Source organism: Anaerofustis sp. (genome assembly GCF_019420015.1).
Taxonomy (GTDB): Bacteria; Bacillota; Clostridia; order Eubacteriales; family Anaerofustaceae; genus Anaerofustis.
In genome coordinates, this window is sequence record NZ_JAHZIA010000041.1 from 1 (window position 1) to 15,175 (window position 15,175).

General features: G+C 28.7%; 14 protein-coding genes. All 14 read left to right on the forward strand.

The window, feature by feature from the left end:
- Positions 1-134: 134 nt before the first annotated feature.
- The 14 genes from QZ357_RS07145 to gltX all read left to right on the forward strand — a co-directional run bounded on the left by QZ357_RS07145 (position 135) and on the right by gltX (position 15,120).
- Positions 135-2,825: a CDP-glycerol glycerophosphotransferase family protein gene (locus QZ357_RS07145; protein ID WP_290773922.1), complete on the forward strand. Its 2,691-nt coding sequence runs from the start codon at positions 135-137 to the stop codon at positions 2,823-2,825.
- Positions 2,826-2,845: 20 nt separating this feature from the next.
- Positions 2,846-3,553 (forward strand): IspD/TarI family cytidylyltransferase, encoded by a 708-nt coding sequence (locus QZ357_RS07150; protein WP_290773925.1) that lies wholly within the window; start codon positions 2,846-2,848, stop codon positions 3,551-3,553.
- Positions 3,554-3,564: 11 nt separating this feature from the next.
- Positions 3,565-4,611 (forward strand): NAD-dependent epimerase/dehydratase family protein, encoded by a 1,047-nt coding sequence (locus QZ357_RS07155; protein ID WP_290773928.1) that lies wholly within the window; start codon positions 3,565-3,567, stop codon positions 4,609-4,611.
- Between the two features lie 67 nt (positions 4,612-4,678).
- Complete coding sequence (locus QZ357_RS07160) at positions 4,679-5,407, forward strand: phosphatase (protein ID WP_290773931.1); 729 nt, start codon at positions 4,679-4,681, stop codon at positions 5,405-5,407.
- A gap of 267 nt (positions 5,408-5,674) precedes the next feature.
- The gene (locus QZ357_RS07165; protein WP_290773933.1) at positions 5,675-6,802 is read left to right on the forward strand and encodes an acyltransferase; all 1,128 of its coding nucleotides are present in this window, start codon (positions 5,675-5,677) and stop codon (positions 6,800-6,802) included.
- Positions 6,803-6,953: 151 nt separating this feature from the next.
- Complete coding sequence (locus QZ357_RS07170) at positions 6,954-7,580, forward strand: YigZ family protein (protein ID WP_290773936.1); 627 nt, start codon at positions 6,954-6,956, stop codon at positions 7,578-7,580.
- A 14-nt stretch (positions 7,581-7,594) separates the two neighbouring features.
- Positions 7,595-7,939 carry a PAS domain-containing protein gene (locus QZ357_RS07175; protein WP_290773939.1) on the forward strand — a complete coding sequence of 115 codons (345 nt, stop codon included), beginning with the start codon at positions 7,595-7,597 and terminating at the stop codon, positions 7,937-7,939.
- Between the two features lie 9 nt (positions 7,940-7,948).
- Entirely contained in the window at positions 7,949-8,548 is a 600-nt protein-coding gene (gene ruvA / locus QZ357_RS07180; RefSeq protein WP_290773942.1) for a Holliday junction branch migration protein RuvA, read from the forward strand.
- Between the two features lie 8 nt (positions 8,549-8,556).
- The gene (ruvB, locus tag QZ357_RS07185; RefSeq protein ID WP_290773945.1) at positions 8,557-9,597 is read left to right on the forward strand and encodes a Holliday junction branch migration DNA helicase RuvB; all 1,041 of its coding nucleotides are present in this window, start codon (positions 8,557-8,559) and stop codon (positions 9,595-9,597) included.
- Between the two features lie 3 nt (positions 9,598-9,600).
- Positions 9,601-10,623: a tRNA preQ1(34) S-adenosylmethionine ribosyltransferase-isomerase QueA gene (gene queA, locus QZ357_RS07190; protein ID WP_290773948.1), complete on the forward strand. Its 1,023-nt coding sequence runs from the start codon at positions 9,601-9,603 to the stop codon at positions 10,621-10,623.
- Between the two features lie 9 nt (positions 10,624-10,632).
- A complete protein-coding gene (locus tag QZ357_RS07195) occupies positions 10,633-11,835 on the forward strand; it encodes a pyridoxal phosphate-dependent aminotransferase (RefSeq protein WP_290773950.1) in 1,203 nt (400 codons plus the stop codon).
- 10 nt (positions 11,836-11,845) lie between these two features.
- A complete protein-coding gene (gene purB, locus QZ357_RS07200) occupies positions 11,846-13,279 on the forward strand; it encodes an adenylosuccinate lyase (protein ID WP_290773953.1) in 1,434 nt (477 codons plus the stop codon).
- Positions 13,280-13,304: 25 nt separating this feature from the next.
- A complete protein-coding gene (gene rsfS / locus QZ357_RS07205; RefSeq protein ID WP_290773955.1) occupies positions 13,305-13,643 on the forward strand; it encodes a ribosome silencing factor in 339 nt (112 codons plus the stop codon).
- A 7-nt stretch (positions 13,644-13,650) separates the two neighbouring features.
- Complete coding sequence (gltX, locus tag QZ357_RS07210; RefSeq protein WP_290773958.1) at positions 13,651-15,120, forward strand: glutamate--tRNA ligase; 1,470 nt, start codon at positions 13,651-13,653, stop codon at positions 15,118-15,120.
- Positions 15,121-15,175 lie beyond the last annotated feature (55 nt).

The window sequence follows — 15,175 nt, forward strand, 5'->3', positions numbered from 1 at the left end:
GGACTGGGAGGGTAGGTAGTCGCGGGGTTTTTTTTTATGTTTCTTGCGGTGGCTTTATTCTTACTTTTACTTGAATAACTTTGTATATTATGATAATATATTTTAGTATTTTCAGTATATTTTAAGGAGTAAAAATGATAAGTGTATTTATTAACATAGAAAATTATAATCAGAGTTCTTTTAATAACACTATTAATAGTTTAAATAAAAATAATATTGGGAAAAGTAATATTATATTATTTTATTTTAAAAATAATAATGACTTAATTAATATTAATGATTTGGAAGATTACACTATAATAAGGGATTCTGAAGAAAATTTCTGTAGAGAAATAAAAAAATATTTTAGTAATGATGATAGACATTTTATTTCTTTTTTAAACTGTGGAGATATAGTATCTAGTAAATTTTCTAATATTTTATCTCGTCATGTTAATCAAAGATTAATTTGTTTTCCGATTATTGATTTAAATAAAGTTAATAAGGATTATTTTATGAATGATTTAACTACATATAAAAGTTTGAATTGTTCTAAAGTATTTGGGGAGATTAATTTAATTGATGAACCCTATAATATTTGGACTCAATTATCATCTGCTATCATAAGAGCTGATTTGTTAAATGAAATTTTCGAAAAATTTGAAATTAGTGATTATAAAACAATTTTATTTTTTTCATTATTTTTAAATAAATCCTTTTATAAGGTTGATTCAAATTATTTTAAATTATATGAAAAAACAGAGCATTGTTATTCAAAGACATATATTAGAAGTTTAGATGATGAATTTTATAGAGCTTTTTTTAATGGTTGGTTTTCTTTATTTAAACAAATAGGACGTGTATCTAAAATACCTGAATTTATTCAAGTTATTTTTTGTTATCAAATACACTTTTATATTAAGTTTAATCATACAATTCTTTATGCTGATTCTAAATTCGATGATGATTTTAAAAATTCATTTATTAAACAAACAAAAATATTATTTAATTACATAGATAATAGTATTCTTTTTAGAAGAAACAGATTATTTGTTTTAAATAAACAACTTATTTTATATTTTGCATTTAATAAATATAATGACAGAAAAATAGATATAAAAGCTATTGATAATGATAATAATGATAATTTCAATGTGCAAGCATATGTTAATGACGATGAAGAAATATATAACATGATTAATAATATAGGCTTTAATATTGAAATGATGGAAATAAATAACGGGTTTTTATATATAGATGCGAATGTTAGTTATAATGTTTTATTAGACAATCAGGAGATATATATAAATGTTGTTAATAGAGATAATAAAACTAGTACAATGATTAAGGGTATTAAAAACGAACGTTTGAATGTTTCTAAATTGTTTGGTAAAAATATATTACGAAGATATTGTTATAGTTTTAAAATACCTTTAGGTGATAATTTAAATGATAATCTACAAATATATCCTATGGTTGTTTTACCTGAAGGTAATATAAAATTAATTTTAAACTTTTCAAAATACTTGTCTAAGCTTAGTAATTCTATAAATAATTATTGGGTACATGGTGAGAGACTTGTCTTTGCTAAAGATAATAATATAATTATTACAAGGGCAACTAAATTTAGAGTTTTCTCAAAGGTTATGGGATACTTGAAATATTTATTAATTTCTAGACCTTCAAAACGTCACTTAAAAGTTGCCGTATTTCTATTTATATATCTACTCACGAAAAGATTATTTTCAAAACGTAAGATATGGATATTTTATGATAAGTTATATAAAGGCGGAGATAATGCTGAATACTTATATAAATATGCTTTGAAACAAGATGATGATATAGATAAGTATTATTTCCTTGATAAAAGTGCTGTAGATATTAAAAGGTTTGAAAAAGAAAATTTAAATTACGTAACATATAAAACTTTAAAAAGTAGACTATTATTTTTAAATGCAGATGTCGTTTTTGCTACTCATGCTAAACTTTATATATATGGAGGATTTAATAAGATAGAAAAATATTTTAGGGGTTATTTTAATTTTGATTCTGTTTGTATTCAACATGGGTTGACTACGCAAAACCTTTCTGTTTCAATGAATAGAATTGCAGATGGTTTTAAAATGTATTTTATTACATCTGAATTTGAGCGTAAAAATTTATTATTACCTTCATATGATTACAAAGAAAAAAATATTGTAAAAACTGGTTTACCTAGATATGATGGATTACGTTCTAAAAAAGAAAAAATGATTTTAATATCACCTACATGGAGAAATGATCTTGCTAGTAAACCTAAAATAGGTAAGCAACGTGATGCGAATGAAAGTTTTAAAGATACAGAGTATTTTAAAATATATAATGGATTGATAAATAATGAAAAATTGTTAAAATATGCATCAGAGCATAATTATAAAATAATCTATCTTGTACATCCAGTTATAGCAAGTCAGAAAGATGATTTTGACGCTAATGACTATGTTGAAGTTCTTGCCTCGACTGATGATGTTAGTTATGAGGATTTGTTAACTAGAGCGGCTGTTTTAGTAACGGATTATTCAGGTATTCAATTTGATTTTGCATATATGTATAAACCTGTTGTTTATTTTCATCCTGATAGCCTTCCTCCACATTATGAAGAAAGTATCTATAAATATGAAGAACACGGCTTAGGTGAAATTGTTACAAATACTAATGATTTAGTAGATTTATTATGTGAAAATATAAAGAATGAATGTAAAATTAATGATAAATATAGAAAGAGAATAGATGAATTTTTCTATTATCATGATTATAATAACTGTGAAAGAATATATAATGAAGTAATAAAAAATATTAAAGAATAAATAGTAAAAGGAGAATTAATATGAATATAGGATTAATTTTAGCTGGTGGTAAAGGGAGTAGAATGGGAAAGACAACTGTTCCTAAACAATTTTTATATGTAAAGGATAAACCTATTATAGTGCATACAATTGATATTTTTGAAAAATGCAAAGATATTGATGGTGTAGTTATTGTATGCAACAATCAGTATATTTCTTATATGAAGGATTTAATCAATGAGTTTGATTTAAAAAAGGTAATTAAAATTGTTGAAAATGGAGAAACTGCTCATGAATCTGTATTTAACGGATTAACATATATTCACGAAAATTTTGAGAAAGAAAATCCTGTTGTTGTTGTTCATGATGGTGTAAGACCTTTTATAACAGAAGAAATTGTATCTAATAATATAAAAGTAGTTAGAGAAACCGGAAGAGGTGTTTCAACTGCATATCCAGTTGTAGAAACCATTATGAAAGTTGAAGATGAAAAAGTTAGAGAAATATATCCAAGAGATTTATTACAAATTGGACAAGCTCCTCAATCATTTATTGGTAATGAATTATATGAATTGAATAAAAGAGCTATGGATGAGGGAAGAGTATTCATAGATCAAGCATCTGTCTATAAATACTATAAAGGTGATTTAGAAATAACTATGGGTAGTCGCTTGAATATAAAAATAACAACAATTGAAGATTATCATATGGCTAAATTTATGTATGATATAAAAAATGAACTTATATAAGAGGGGTGTATATGCATAGCATTATTTTAAAAGATGTAAAAGATATTATAAAAAAAAATAATATCAAATGGGAGAATTTAAGAAATAGTACAGTTTTGGTTACTGGTGCTACTGGTATGCTTGGTATGTACGCTGTTAGAGTATTATTGCAGTTAAATGATTTATATGATTATAAAATTAAAATTAAAGCTTTAGTAAGAAATATAGATAAAGCAAAAAAAGTTTTAGAAGATGATATTAATCGTGAAGATTTAGATTTAATTATTTCTGATTTAATAAAATTTAAAAGTGTAGACTTTGATATTGATTATATAATCAATACTGTTAGTCAAGCAAGCCCATATTTTTTTGAAAATGATCCTGTCGGTACTTTTTTGGGAAATGTAATTGGTATGGAAAATTTGCTTAATATTGCAAAAGAAAAAAATGTCAAATCAACATTGTATACTTCTTCTGCGGAAATGTATGGAAGTGTTGAAGGGAAAGAAAGTATTAAAGAATCTGATAGTGGATATATAGATGTATTAAACCCTAGATCATGTTATTCAGAAGGTAAGAGAGCTACAGAAACTTTATGTGCATGTTATATGAAACAATATAATCTAAACATAAATATTGCAAGAGTTGGTCATACTTATGGACCTGGAATGAGTATAACAGATAGTAGAGTGCAATCCGAATTTTGTAGAAAAGTTATTAATAATGAAAATATTGTCATGAATTCTGATGGAAAAACAAAAAGAGCTTATACCTATGTTTCTGATGTTGTTTCAGGATTATTTTATGTTTTATTACATGGTGAAAGCACCGCATACAATATTTCAAATGAAAATAATGTAATAACAATAAGAGATCTTGCGGAAATTATTCTTGATGTAAACGGAAATAAAAATTTGCAATTAGAATTGAATATTAATGAAAATACAGGTAGTTATAGTCCAGTTAAATATGTGGACATTAATTGTGATAAATTAAAGTTATTAGGTTGGGAACCGGTTATTAATCCTGATGATGGTTTTAATAAATTAATTTCATATTATAAAGCTACTATAAAATAAAATATACTTGATTGAAAGACATAATGAATTTATGTCTTTTATCTATATATAAAAAAAGAGGTATAAAATGAAAATTATAGCAGATTTACATACACATACAAATATAAGTGAGCATGCATTTTCAACTCTTGAAGAAAATTGTATAGCGGCAAATAAAGCAGGATTATATGTAGTTGGAATTACTAATCATGGTCCGGCTCTTGAAGACGGTGCAAGTCATTGGCATTTTAGAAGTCTTGGCAAAAATAATCCCGGAAGGATGCATGGTGTATATCTTATAAGTGGGATTGAACTTAATATAATGCCTGATGGGAGTGTTGACTTAGCAGAAGAGTATATGGAAAATTTGGATTTGAAAATAGCTTCTTTTCATCAAGAAATATTTTATCCTAAAGATAAAAATCATGTAAATGATATGTTAAACGAAGCACTCTTAAATGAAAATATAAATGTTTTCGGACATCTTGGGAATGAAATTTTTAAGTTTGATTATGAATCTATAATATCAAAATGTAACAGATATAACAAAATCGTAGAGGTTAATAATCATTCATTCGTTCAACGTCTGGGAAGTGATAAAAACTGTTTGAAAATAGTAAAACTTTGTAAAAAGTATGAAGTTCCGATTATTGTAAATTCCGATGCACATATTTCTTCCAGTATAGGACATTTTGATGATGCAATATCTGTTATAGAGAGTGCTGAATACCCTGAGGAGTTGATTGTGAATTCTTCTATAGAGAGATTACAAGAATATTTTAAACATATTAAAGGCATCGATATTTGCAACAGGTAAGTTATTCAGTACAAAAATTTAATTTTTTTATTGAATTTGAATAATTAAAATCATACTATAAGTAACAAATTTATTATAATACATTGATTATTAATCAATGTATTATTTTTTTATTTTATTTCTTTATATATTACGTTCATATTTTATAATGTGATATTTTTATTTGTCACAAAAATTATACATTTATTTTACATCAATTATCAAATATAAAAATATTTAGTAAAAGAGAATAAAATAACATGAAAATTTAAAATAAAAGGAGATAATATGAACAAAAAAAAGAAAAATGGAACAATCGAATTTTTGAGATTTATTTTTTGTATGATAGTATTTTTTTATCATATTCAAAAACATATTTTGGGAGGTTTACCATCTTTAAAAAATGGAATACATATATCTTTTTTTGCGAATGGTGCAATGGGTGTTGAGTTTTTCTTTTTGGTATCAGGTTTTTTAATGGCAAAATCAATAGTAAAAAGTAATAAAGAAGAAAAAATAAATTTTGATAATTTAGGTAAAGATACTTGGTTATTTTTATTTAAAAAATGGGTTAGTATTTTTCCGTATCATTTGGTTGCATTTATATTATTATTTATACAAGTTTGTGTAATTAATAATTATAACTTAATAGCTATAATAAAGAACTTTATAGATACAATTCCACACATTTTCCTTTTTTATATGAGTGGCATTTCATTTTATAATCCTAATTATGTAGTATGGTATATTTCATCTATGTTTCTTTCTATGTTTATATTATATCCCATATGTAAAAGATATTATTCTAACTTTGTAAAAATAATTGCACCAATATTATGTGTTTTCTTGTTAGGACAATTAATTTATTATTATGATTCTTTAACAGGTGTTATGGATTGGACTATTGTGGGATATAAGTCTATAATTAGGGCAATCATTGAAATATCTATGGGGGTTATAGCACACGAAATTTCTGTATGGTTATCAGGTATTAAAATTACCAATCTAAAGAAGAACATATTAAAAATATTAGAAATATGTTGTTATTTGTGTGTTGTATTTTATATGCTTTGTACATTTTCACGTCATTATGAATTTTATTGTTTATTAGTATTATTTGTTTCAATTATAATTACATTTAGTGGCATAACATCAAGTGGAAGAATGAATAATAAGGTTATCTATTTTTTAGGAAAAGCATCTTTACCTATATACCTGTCACAAGTTTTTGCTATAAACCTTGTGAATTATATGTTTGTAAATTATTCAGATATAGAAAGAGTAATTTTAACGATTTTAATAGATTTCCTTTTATCATTTGTTGTATATTTTTTAGGAGAGAAACTTAGAAAAATAATTTTTAAATTAAAAAATAATATGGAAATAAAGGATGATGATCATCTTGTTCAAATATAATAAAATTTTTTGTTTGTTAATAGGTATGTAAATTATGTACCTATTTTTTAATGTTTTATATATGTTTTAGTTTGATTTAATTTATTGAAGAAAAAAAAGTATTATGTTATAATATTTAATCAAAGAAATTAAAAAAATAGGAAAAATTTGTATGGATTATGTTACCGTAAACGATAATTTTGAAAATACCATAGAAATTAAAAAATCAACATTTATTGCGCATTTACATCCTGTATCTACGGTTGAAGATACGGATGATATTCTGGAAAAAATAAGAAAAGAACATTATAAAGCAACTCACAATTGTTATGCGTATATTATAGGGGAAAATAAAGAAATTAAAAAAGCAAGTGACGACGGAGAACCTTCAACTACTGCAGGAAGGCCTATACTGGGGGCAATTGAGAATAATAATCTTACAAATGTATTGATTGTTGTTACGCGTTATTTTGGCGGTGTTAAGCTTGGCGCAAACGGCCTTATAAGAGCTTATTCGTCAGCAGCGAGAGAAGTAATAAAGAAGTCGAAGCTTGTAAAAAAAGTAATGACTGATTTATTGGAATTAAATTATGATTATTCATTACACGGTAAAATCGAAACATTTCTAAGAAAAACAGAGTGTAGACTTGATGATGTGACTTTTACGGACAAAGTCAGTTATAAAGTATATGTTCCTGTTTCTTTGAGAGAAAAATTAGAAGAGAATTTGACGGCATTGACAAATGCCAGAATTTCTATTATCAATAAAGGTAATGTTTATATAGATGAATATTTGTAAAGGTAGGTATAAATATGGATTTTAATATGGTTTTTAAGGATATTGTTGATAATGAGAAAAATCCTGTTTGTTTTGTTGATACTAATCACATTATTACTTATATGAATAAAAGTGCCTTAAAGCGTTATGCTCATAGAGGTGGGGCAGATTTGATAGGTAAATCTTTATTTGATTGTCATAATGAAAATTCAAAAAGGTTGACTCTTGAATATATAGACAGATTTATGTCTGATGATAATCTGACAGAGATCTATATGGGGTACAATGAAAAGCATAAAGAAAATAACTACATAGTTGCTGTAAGAGATGAAAACAGAAAACTTATAGGTTACTATGAAAGACATGAATCTGATGAGTAGAGGGAATTGATGTTTGATTATATTAAAGGTGATATTACCGATATACGTGATGGGTATTTAACGATAGAGAATAAAAGCGGAATAGGGTTTTTACTTAATGTTTCTGAAAATACTATTACCGATTTGATTAATGACAGAAATGATGTTTTAGTATATACGTATATGGCAGTAAGAGAAAACGATATGAGCTTGTTTGGGTTTTCCACTTCTTTCGAACGTGAAATATTTTTCAAGCTTTTAAGTGTACCTAAAATAGGTCCAAAGATTGCTCTTAGCATACTCAGTGCTCTTTCTCCAAATATGATAATAAATGCAATAATGAATAAAGATTACAAATCTTTATGTACGGCAAACGGGGTTGGTAAAAAGGCTGCGGAGCAAATAGTGGTTACTTTGCAGGATAAATTTACGGACTTACCGGAAATTGAGAGTATGACTATGGATAATGAGGTTGTAAACAGTGACCTTAAAGATGAGGCTATACTCGGACTTACTTCTTTGGGATTTGATAGAAGTTATGCCGCTAAAATAGTAAGAGAAATTTCAGTTGATGATGATTTGAGTATAGAAGATATTTTGAGTCTTGCTTTGCAAAAGGTTAATGAATAAGGAGCGTTATGGCTACAAGAATTGTAACGAGTAAAAAAACAGAATTGGATATTGAAAAGGATAAATCTCTCCGCCCTCTCAGTTTAGACGAATATGTAGGACAAGAAACAGTAAAAGAGAGGATGAGGGTTTTTATTTCTGCTGCAAAGCAAAGGGGTGAAGCGCTTGATCATGTTTTGCTTTATGGTCCTCCGGGACTTGGAAAAACGACATTATCAAATATTATAGCAAATGAACTTGGTGTTTCGATTAAAGTAACATCCGGACCTGCAATAGAAAAGCCGGGTGATTTGGCAGCAATACTGACAGGGCTAAAGAAAAACGATGTTTTGTTTATTGATGAGATACACAGGCTTAATCGATCTATAGAAGAGGTTTTATATCCTGCAATGGAAGATTATGCTTTCGATATAGTAATGGGAAAAGGTCCCAGTGCAAAATCTGTCAGAATTCCTATTGCGCCTTTTACTCTAATAGGTGCCACGACGAGAACAGGGCTTCTTTCTTCTCCTCTTCGAGATAGATTTGGCGTTTTAAACAAGTTAGAAATGTACAAAACAGAGGAGCTGATTGAAATAATAAAAAGAAGTGCCGGTATTTTGGATATAGATATAGATGAAGAAGGAGCAAAAGAAATAGCTATACGTTCCAGACAGACTCCAAGAATCGCAAATAGGTTTTTAAAGCGTGTAAGAGATTATGCTCAGGTAAAAAATGCGTTGTTGATTGATAAGAATATTGCAACTGAGGCATTGAAGTTACTCGATGTTGATGAAAACGGACTTGACGGAAGTGATATTGCAATATTGAATGCCATTATAAATAAGTTTGACGGAGGTCCTGTAGGTCTTAATACTCTTTCTGCGGTAATAGGAGAGGAAGAAGATACAATTTTAGATGTATATGAACCGTATTTGCTTCAATTGGGGTTTATAAACAGAACTCCAAGAGGCAGAATAGCCACAAAGCTTGCTTATGATTATTTGGGAGTTCCTTTTACAAGTAAAGACGCTTTTACTAAATCAATATTTGAAACGGAAGAAGATTAATTAATGAAGACAAGTGATTTTAATTATAATTTACCGGAAGAGCTTATTGCACAGACTCCTATTGAAAAAAGGGATTCTTCTAAGCTTATGGTTTTAAACAGAGAAACAAAAAAGACAGAACATAAACATTTCTATGACTTGATAGATTACTTAAATGAAGGTGATACTTTGGTTCTTAATGATTCCAAAGTTTTTCACGCAAGACTTTTTGGGGTAAAGGAAATAACCGGTGCAAAAATAGAAACTTTTGTATTAAAGCCTCTTGTGGATGATATGTTTGAGGTCATGATAAAACCCGCAAAAAGGCTTAAGGAAGGCAGTGTTGTAAAATTTGATGATAATTTATCAATGAAAGTTATCGAAAAACACGATGAAGGCCTGGCAAAAGTAAGATTTTTCGGGTGTAAAGATATATTTTCTTATATAGATAAAATAGGTACTGTTCCATTGCCTCCTTATATAAAAGAGAAATTGGATGATGATGAAAGATATCAAACGGTATACTCGAAAGATAAAGGCTCTGCAGCTGCGCCGACAGCCGGACTTCATTTTACCAATGAGCTTTTAGAAAAAATAAAAGAAAAAGGTGTAAATGTTTGTTACGTTACTTTACATGTAGGTCTTGGTACTTTCAGACCTGTTAAAGAAGAAGAGATAACAAAGCATAAAATGCACAGTGAGTTTTTTGTAATAAGTGATGAAACCGCAAAGATTATAAATGAGACAAAGAAAAAGGGCAAAGACATATATGCTGTGGGAACAACTACAGTGAGGACACTTGAAAGTTGTTATAAAAAGTATTCTGAAATAAAAGCAACAAGTATGAATACGGATATATTTATTTATCCGGGATTTCAATTTAATGTGGTAGATCATTTGATAACTAATTTTCATCTACCCAAATCGACTTTACTCATGTTAATAAGTGCTTTTTACAGCAAAGATGATATAATTAAAGCATATGAAGAAGCAATAAAAGAAAAGTACAGATTTTTTAGTTTTGGTGACTCAATGTTAATATTATAGGAGGAATTTATGAAAAAATCATTATCAAACAAATTAGATAAAATATCACCGTCTATGACACTTGCTATAACTTCAAAAGCAAATAAACTAAAAAGAGAAGGGAAAAAGGTTTATTCTTTCGGTACGGGAGAACCAGATTTTGACACTCCAAAAGTAATTATTGATGCAGCTAATGAAGCAATGGAAAAGGGAATTACCAGATATACTGATGTTAAGGGTCTTATCGACTTAAGAGAGGCGATAAGTCAAAAATACAAAAATGAATTTTCTTTGGATTATGATCCTGAAAGTGAAATTATTGTTTCTTCAGGTGCAAAGCATTCACTGTTTACTGCACTTCAGGCTCTATTAAGTGATGGAGATGAGGTTATAATACCGGTTCCATACTGGGTAAGTTACTCTGAAATGGTAAAGGTTGCAGGGGGAAAACCTGTATTTGTTTATCCAAAGAAAGAAAATAATTTTATTTTGACAAAAGAAGAACTTGAAGCTGTAGTAACACCTAAATCAAAGGTTATAATGCTTAATAATCCATCCAATCCGACAGGCGTTGTTTATACAAAAGAGCAACTTAAGGAAGTTGCTAATGTATGTGTTAAAGAAGGAATATACATTTTAAGTGACGAAATATATGAAATGTTACTTTATAATGATAAACAATTTACTCCTATTGCTTCTTTATCGGATGAAATAAAAGACATCACGATTACTATAAATGGAGCAAGTAAATCTTATGCAATGACAGGATGGAGAATAGGGTATGCTCTTGCGAACAAAGAGATTGTAAAGGCAATGAATACAATTCAGGGACAATGTGTATCTCATCCAAGCAGTATATCTCAATATGCTACCATAAAAGCGTTAAAAGCTGATCAAAACATTGTTTATGATATGGTTAAAGAATATGATAAAAGAAGAAAGTACATGCTTGACTTTTTAATGAATATTGACGGAGTCGAGCCTATAAATCCGGATGGTGCTTTTTATGTGTTTGCAGATGTTTCGGCCTTTTACGGTAAGGAATACAAAGGTAAACAAATTAACGGATCTATTGATTTTGCAGATGCACTTTTAAGCAGTAAATATGTTGCGGTAATACCGGGAATAGGCTTTGGTGCGGATGATTTTATAAGATTTTCATATGCGACGAGTATGGATGATATAAAAGAGGGATTAAAATTATTTAAAGAATTTATAAATGAAATAAAATAGGAGAATAGAAATGAGTAAAGATATTTATACAAATCCACTAATTGAAAGATATTCGAGTAAAGAGATGCTTCATATTTTTTCCTCTGACAAAAAGTTTTCTACCTGGAGAAAGTTATGGGTAGCACTTGCAAAGGGGGAAAAAGCTTTGGGGATTGATATTACAGATGAACAAATCAAAGCTTTGGAAGAAAATATTTATGATATTGATTATAATTTGGCAAGAGAATATGAGAATAAATTCAGGCACGATGTAATGGCTCATGTTCATACATACGGAGATAAAGTTCCTGAAGCAAAAGGAATTATACATCTTGGTGCTACGAGTGCTTATGTTGGTGATAATACAGATTTAATCGTATTTAAGGAAGCTTTGGAACTTATAAAGAAGCAGCTTGTAAATTTAATTAAAGTAATGAGTGAATTTGCTTTAAAATACAAAGATATGCCTACTTTGGGTTTTACTCATTTTCAACCGGCTCAGCTTACAACGGTAGGAAAGAGAGCTACGCTTTGGATTCAAGATTTACTTCTCGATTATGAAGAGGTTGACTTTGTCCTTTCTACTTTCAGAATGAGAGGTGTAAAAGGAACTACCGGAACACAAGCAAGTTTTATGTCTTTATTTAACAATGACGAAGAAAAAATAAAAAAATTAAATGAATTTGTTTGTAAAGAAATGGGATTTGATACTGATTTTACTGTTACAGGACAAACTTATCCAAGAAAATTTGACAGTAGAGTTGTGAATGCTCTTGCGGGTATTGCTCAGAGTTTACATAAATTTGCTACGGATGTAAGACTTCTTCAAAACTTGAAAGAAATTGAAGAACCTTTTGAAAAAAATCAAATTGGTTCATCGGCCATGGCATATAAGCGTAATCCTATGAGAAGTGAAAGAATATGTTCTCTTGCAAGGCATATTATTGCCAATCAAGTAAATCCTGCAATGACTGCAAGTGTACAATGGTTTGAAAGAACCTTGGATGATTCTGCAAACAGGAGGATTTCTATACCGGAAAGCTTTATGTGTTGTGATGCGATTCTTCAAATTGCAATCAATATTGCAAGTGGTTTTGTTGTAAATGAAAAAGTAATTCATAAAGATATAATGGCTGAACTTCCATTTATGACAACAGAGAATATATTGATGGAAGCAGTAAAAAGAGGCGGAGACAGACAAGAATTACATGAGAAAATCAGAGTTTATTCAATGGAAGCAAGTAAAAGAGTAAAACAAGAAGGAAAATCAAATGATTTACTTGAAAGAATTGCATCTGATTCTGCTTTTAATTTAGAATTAAGTGAGATTCATGATATTTTGAAACCTGAAAAGTACGTAGGAAGAGCTGTTAATCAGGTTGTTGAATTTGTTAACGAAGATGTTAATCCTATTCTTGAAAAGAATAAAGATTTAATAGGATATGATGTTACCTTAAAGGTATAATAAATATTAAATAGTTAGGTGTAGTATGGATTATAAAGAAAAGACAAAATTTTTTACAGATTTACTTGAAGAGAAAAAGTTGACTGATATATATGCCGTAGACGTTACGGATTTAACTGCTGAAGCAAATGCTTTCATTATAGCAACGGCAGGAAGTGAAAGACAAGCAAAAGCGGTATGTGAATTTGTAGAGGAAAAGGCCGAAGAAAAAGGACTGTATACTACAGGTAAGGAAGGTATTCAGCTTTCGAAATGGATACTTTTGGATTACGGTGATATAGTTATTCATATTTTCTTAAGAGAGGAAAGAGAATTTTACAGTCTTGAAAGACTTTGGCAAGACGGAAAAATAATTAAGGAGTAATTTGTTTATGAATATTAGAACTAGATTTGCGCCAAGTCCTACCGGATTTTTGCATATAGGAGGACTTAGAACGGCTCTTTATTGCTATTTATGGTCAAAACATAATGACGGTGATTATATTTTAAGAGTTGAAGATACCGACAGAACCAGATATGTAGAGGGCTCTGTTGAAAACTTGATTAAAGCGTTGGAATTTTGCGGTGTTAAGCATGATGAAGGTCCTATGTTACAGGATGGTAAGATTGTTGAGTTCGGTGAAAAAGGTCCTTATTTTCAATCAAACAGACTTGATATATACAAAAAATATATAAATAAGCTTTTGGATGAAGGAAAAGCATATTATTGTTTTTGTAATAAAGAAAGGCTTGAAAGCTTAAGAGAAGAGCAAGTAAAAAATAAGCAAACTCCGAAATATGACGGTAAATGTAAAAATTTATCCAGAGAAGAAGCTGAAGAGAGAATAAAAAACGGAGAAAGCTATGTAATAAGAATGGCTCTTCCTGAAAATAAAGATATTACTTTTAATGATGAAGTCAGAGGAAAAGTCACGATTAATACAAATGATATTGATGAACAGGTTCTAATTAAGGCTGACGGTTTTCCTACTTATCATTTTGCTGTTGTTGTTGATGACCATTTGATGGATATAAATTATGTTATAAGAGGAGAGGAGTGGTTGGTTTCTACTCCTAAACATATTATTCTTTATGATTATTTGGGATGGGAGCCTCCTAAATTTGCTCATCTTCCTACGGTACTTAATAAAAATAAGAAAAAGTTAAGTAAACGACACGATTCTGTTGCTGTAGAGGATTTTATACAAAAAGGATATCTGCCGGAAGCGTTGATTAATTATATTGCTCTTCTTGGTTGGTCTGATCCTGAAGGAAGAGAAATCCTTACGATGGAAGAATTGATAAAAGATTTTGACATCGAAAGAGTTACTAAAGCAGGGGCTGTGTTTGATACAGAAAAATTGAACTGGGTAAATGCTCATTATATTAAAGAAAAATCCGATAAAGATATTTTAGAATTGATAAAACCTTATTTATTGAAAGAAAGTTTAATAGATGCCGATACAGATGAAAATGTACTGATGTATATTACAGAAGCAATAAAAGACAAATTAAATTATCTGGAAGAATGTGTATCTCTTACAAAAGAATTATATTTAAAGGCAGATTTAAACAAATTGGATGATAAAGAAAAAGAAGTAATGAGTATTGAAACAAATAAAATTTTATTTGAAAATCTTATCTCTTTGTTTGAAAAAGAAGATTCTCTTACTCCTGAAATAGTAAATAAAAGCCTTAAATCAATTCAAAAAGAATTTAAAATAAAAGGTAAAGCTCTATATATGCCTACCAGAATAGCTATAAGCGGGGTTATGCATGGAGCTGACTTGACTCACATACTTAGTATACTTGGCAAAGATGAAGTTATTTTAAGACTTAACAATGCTTTAAACTATATATAAATTACATAAGATGGGAGTGTATCTGTTTACAGATACACTTTTTTATTGACGAAAC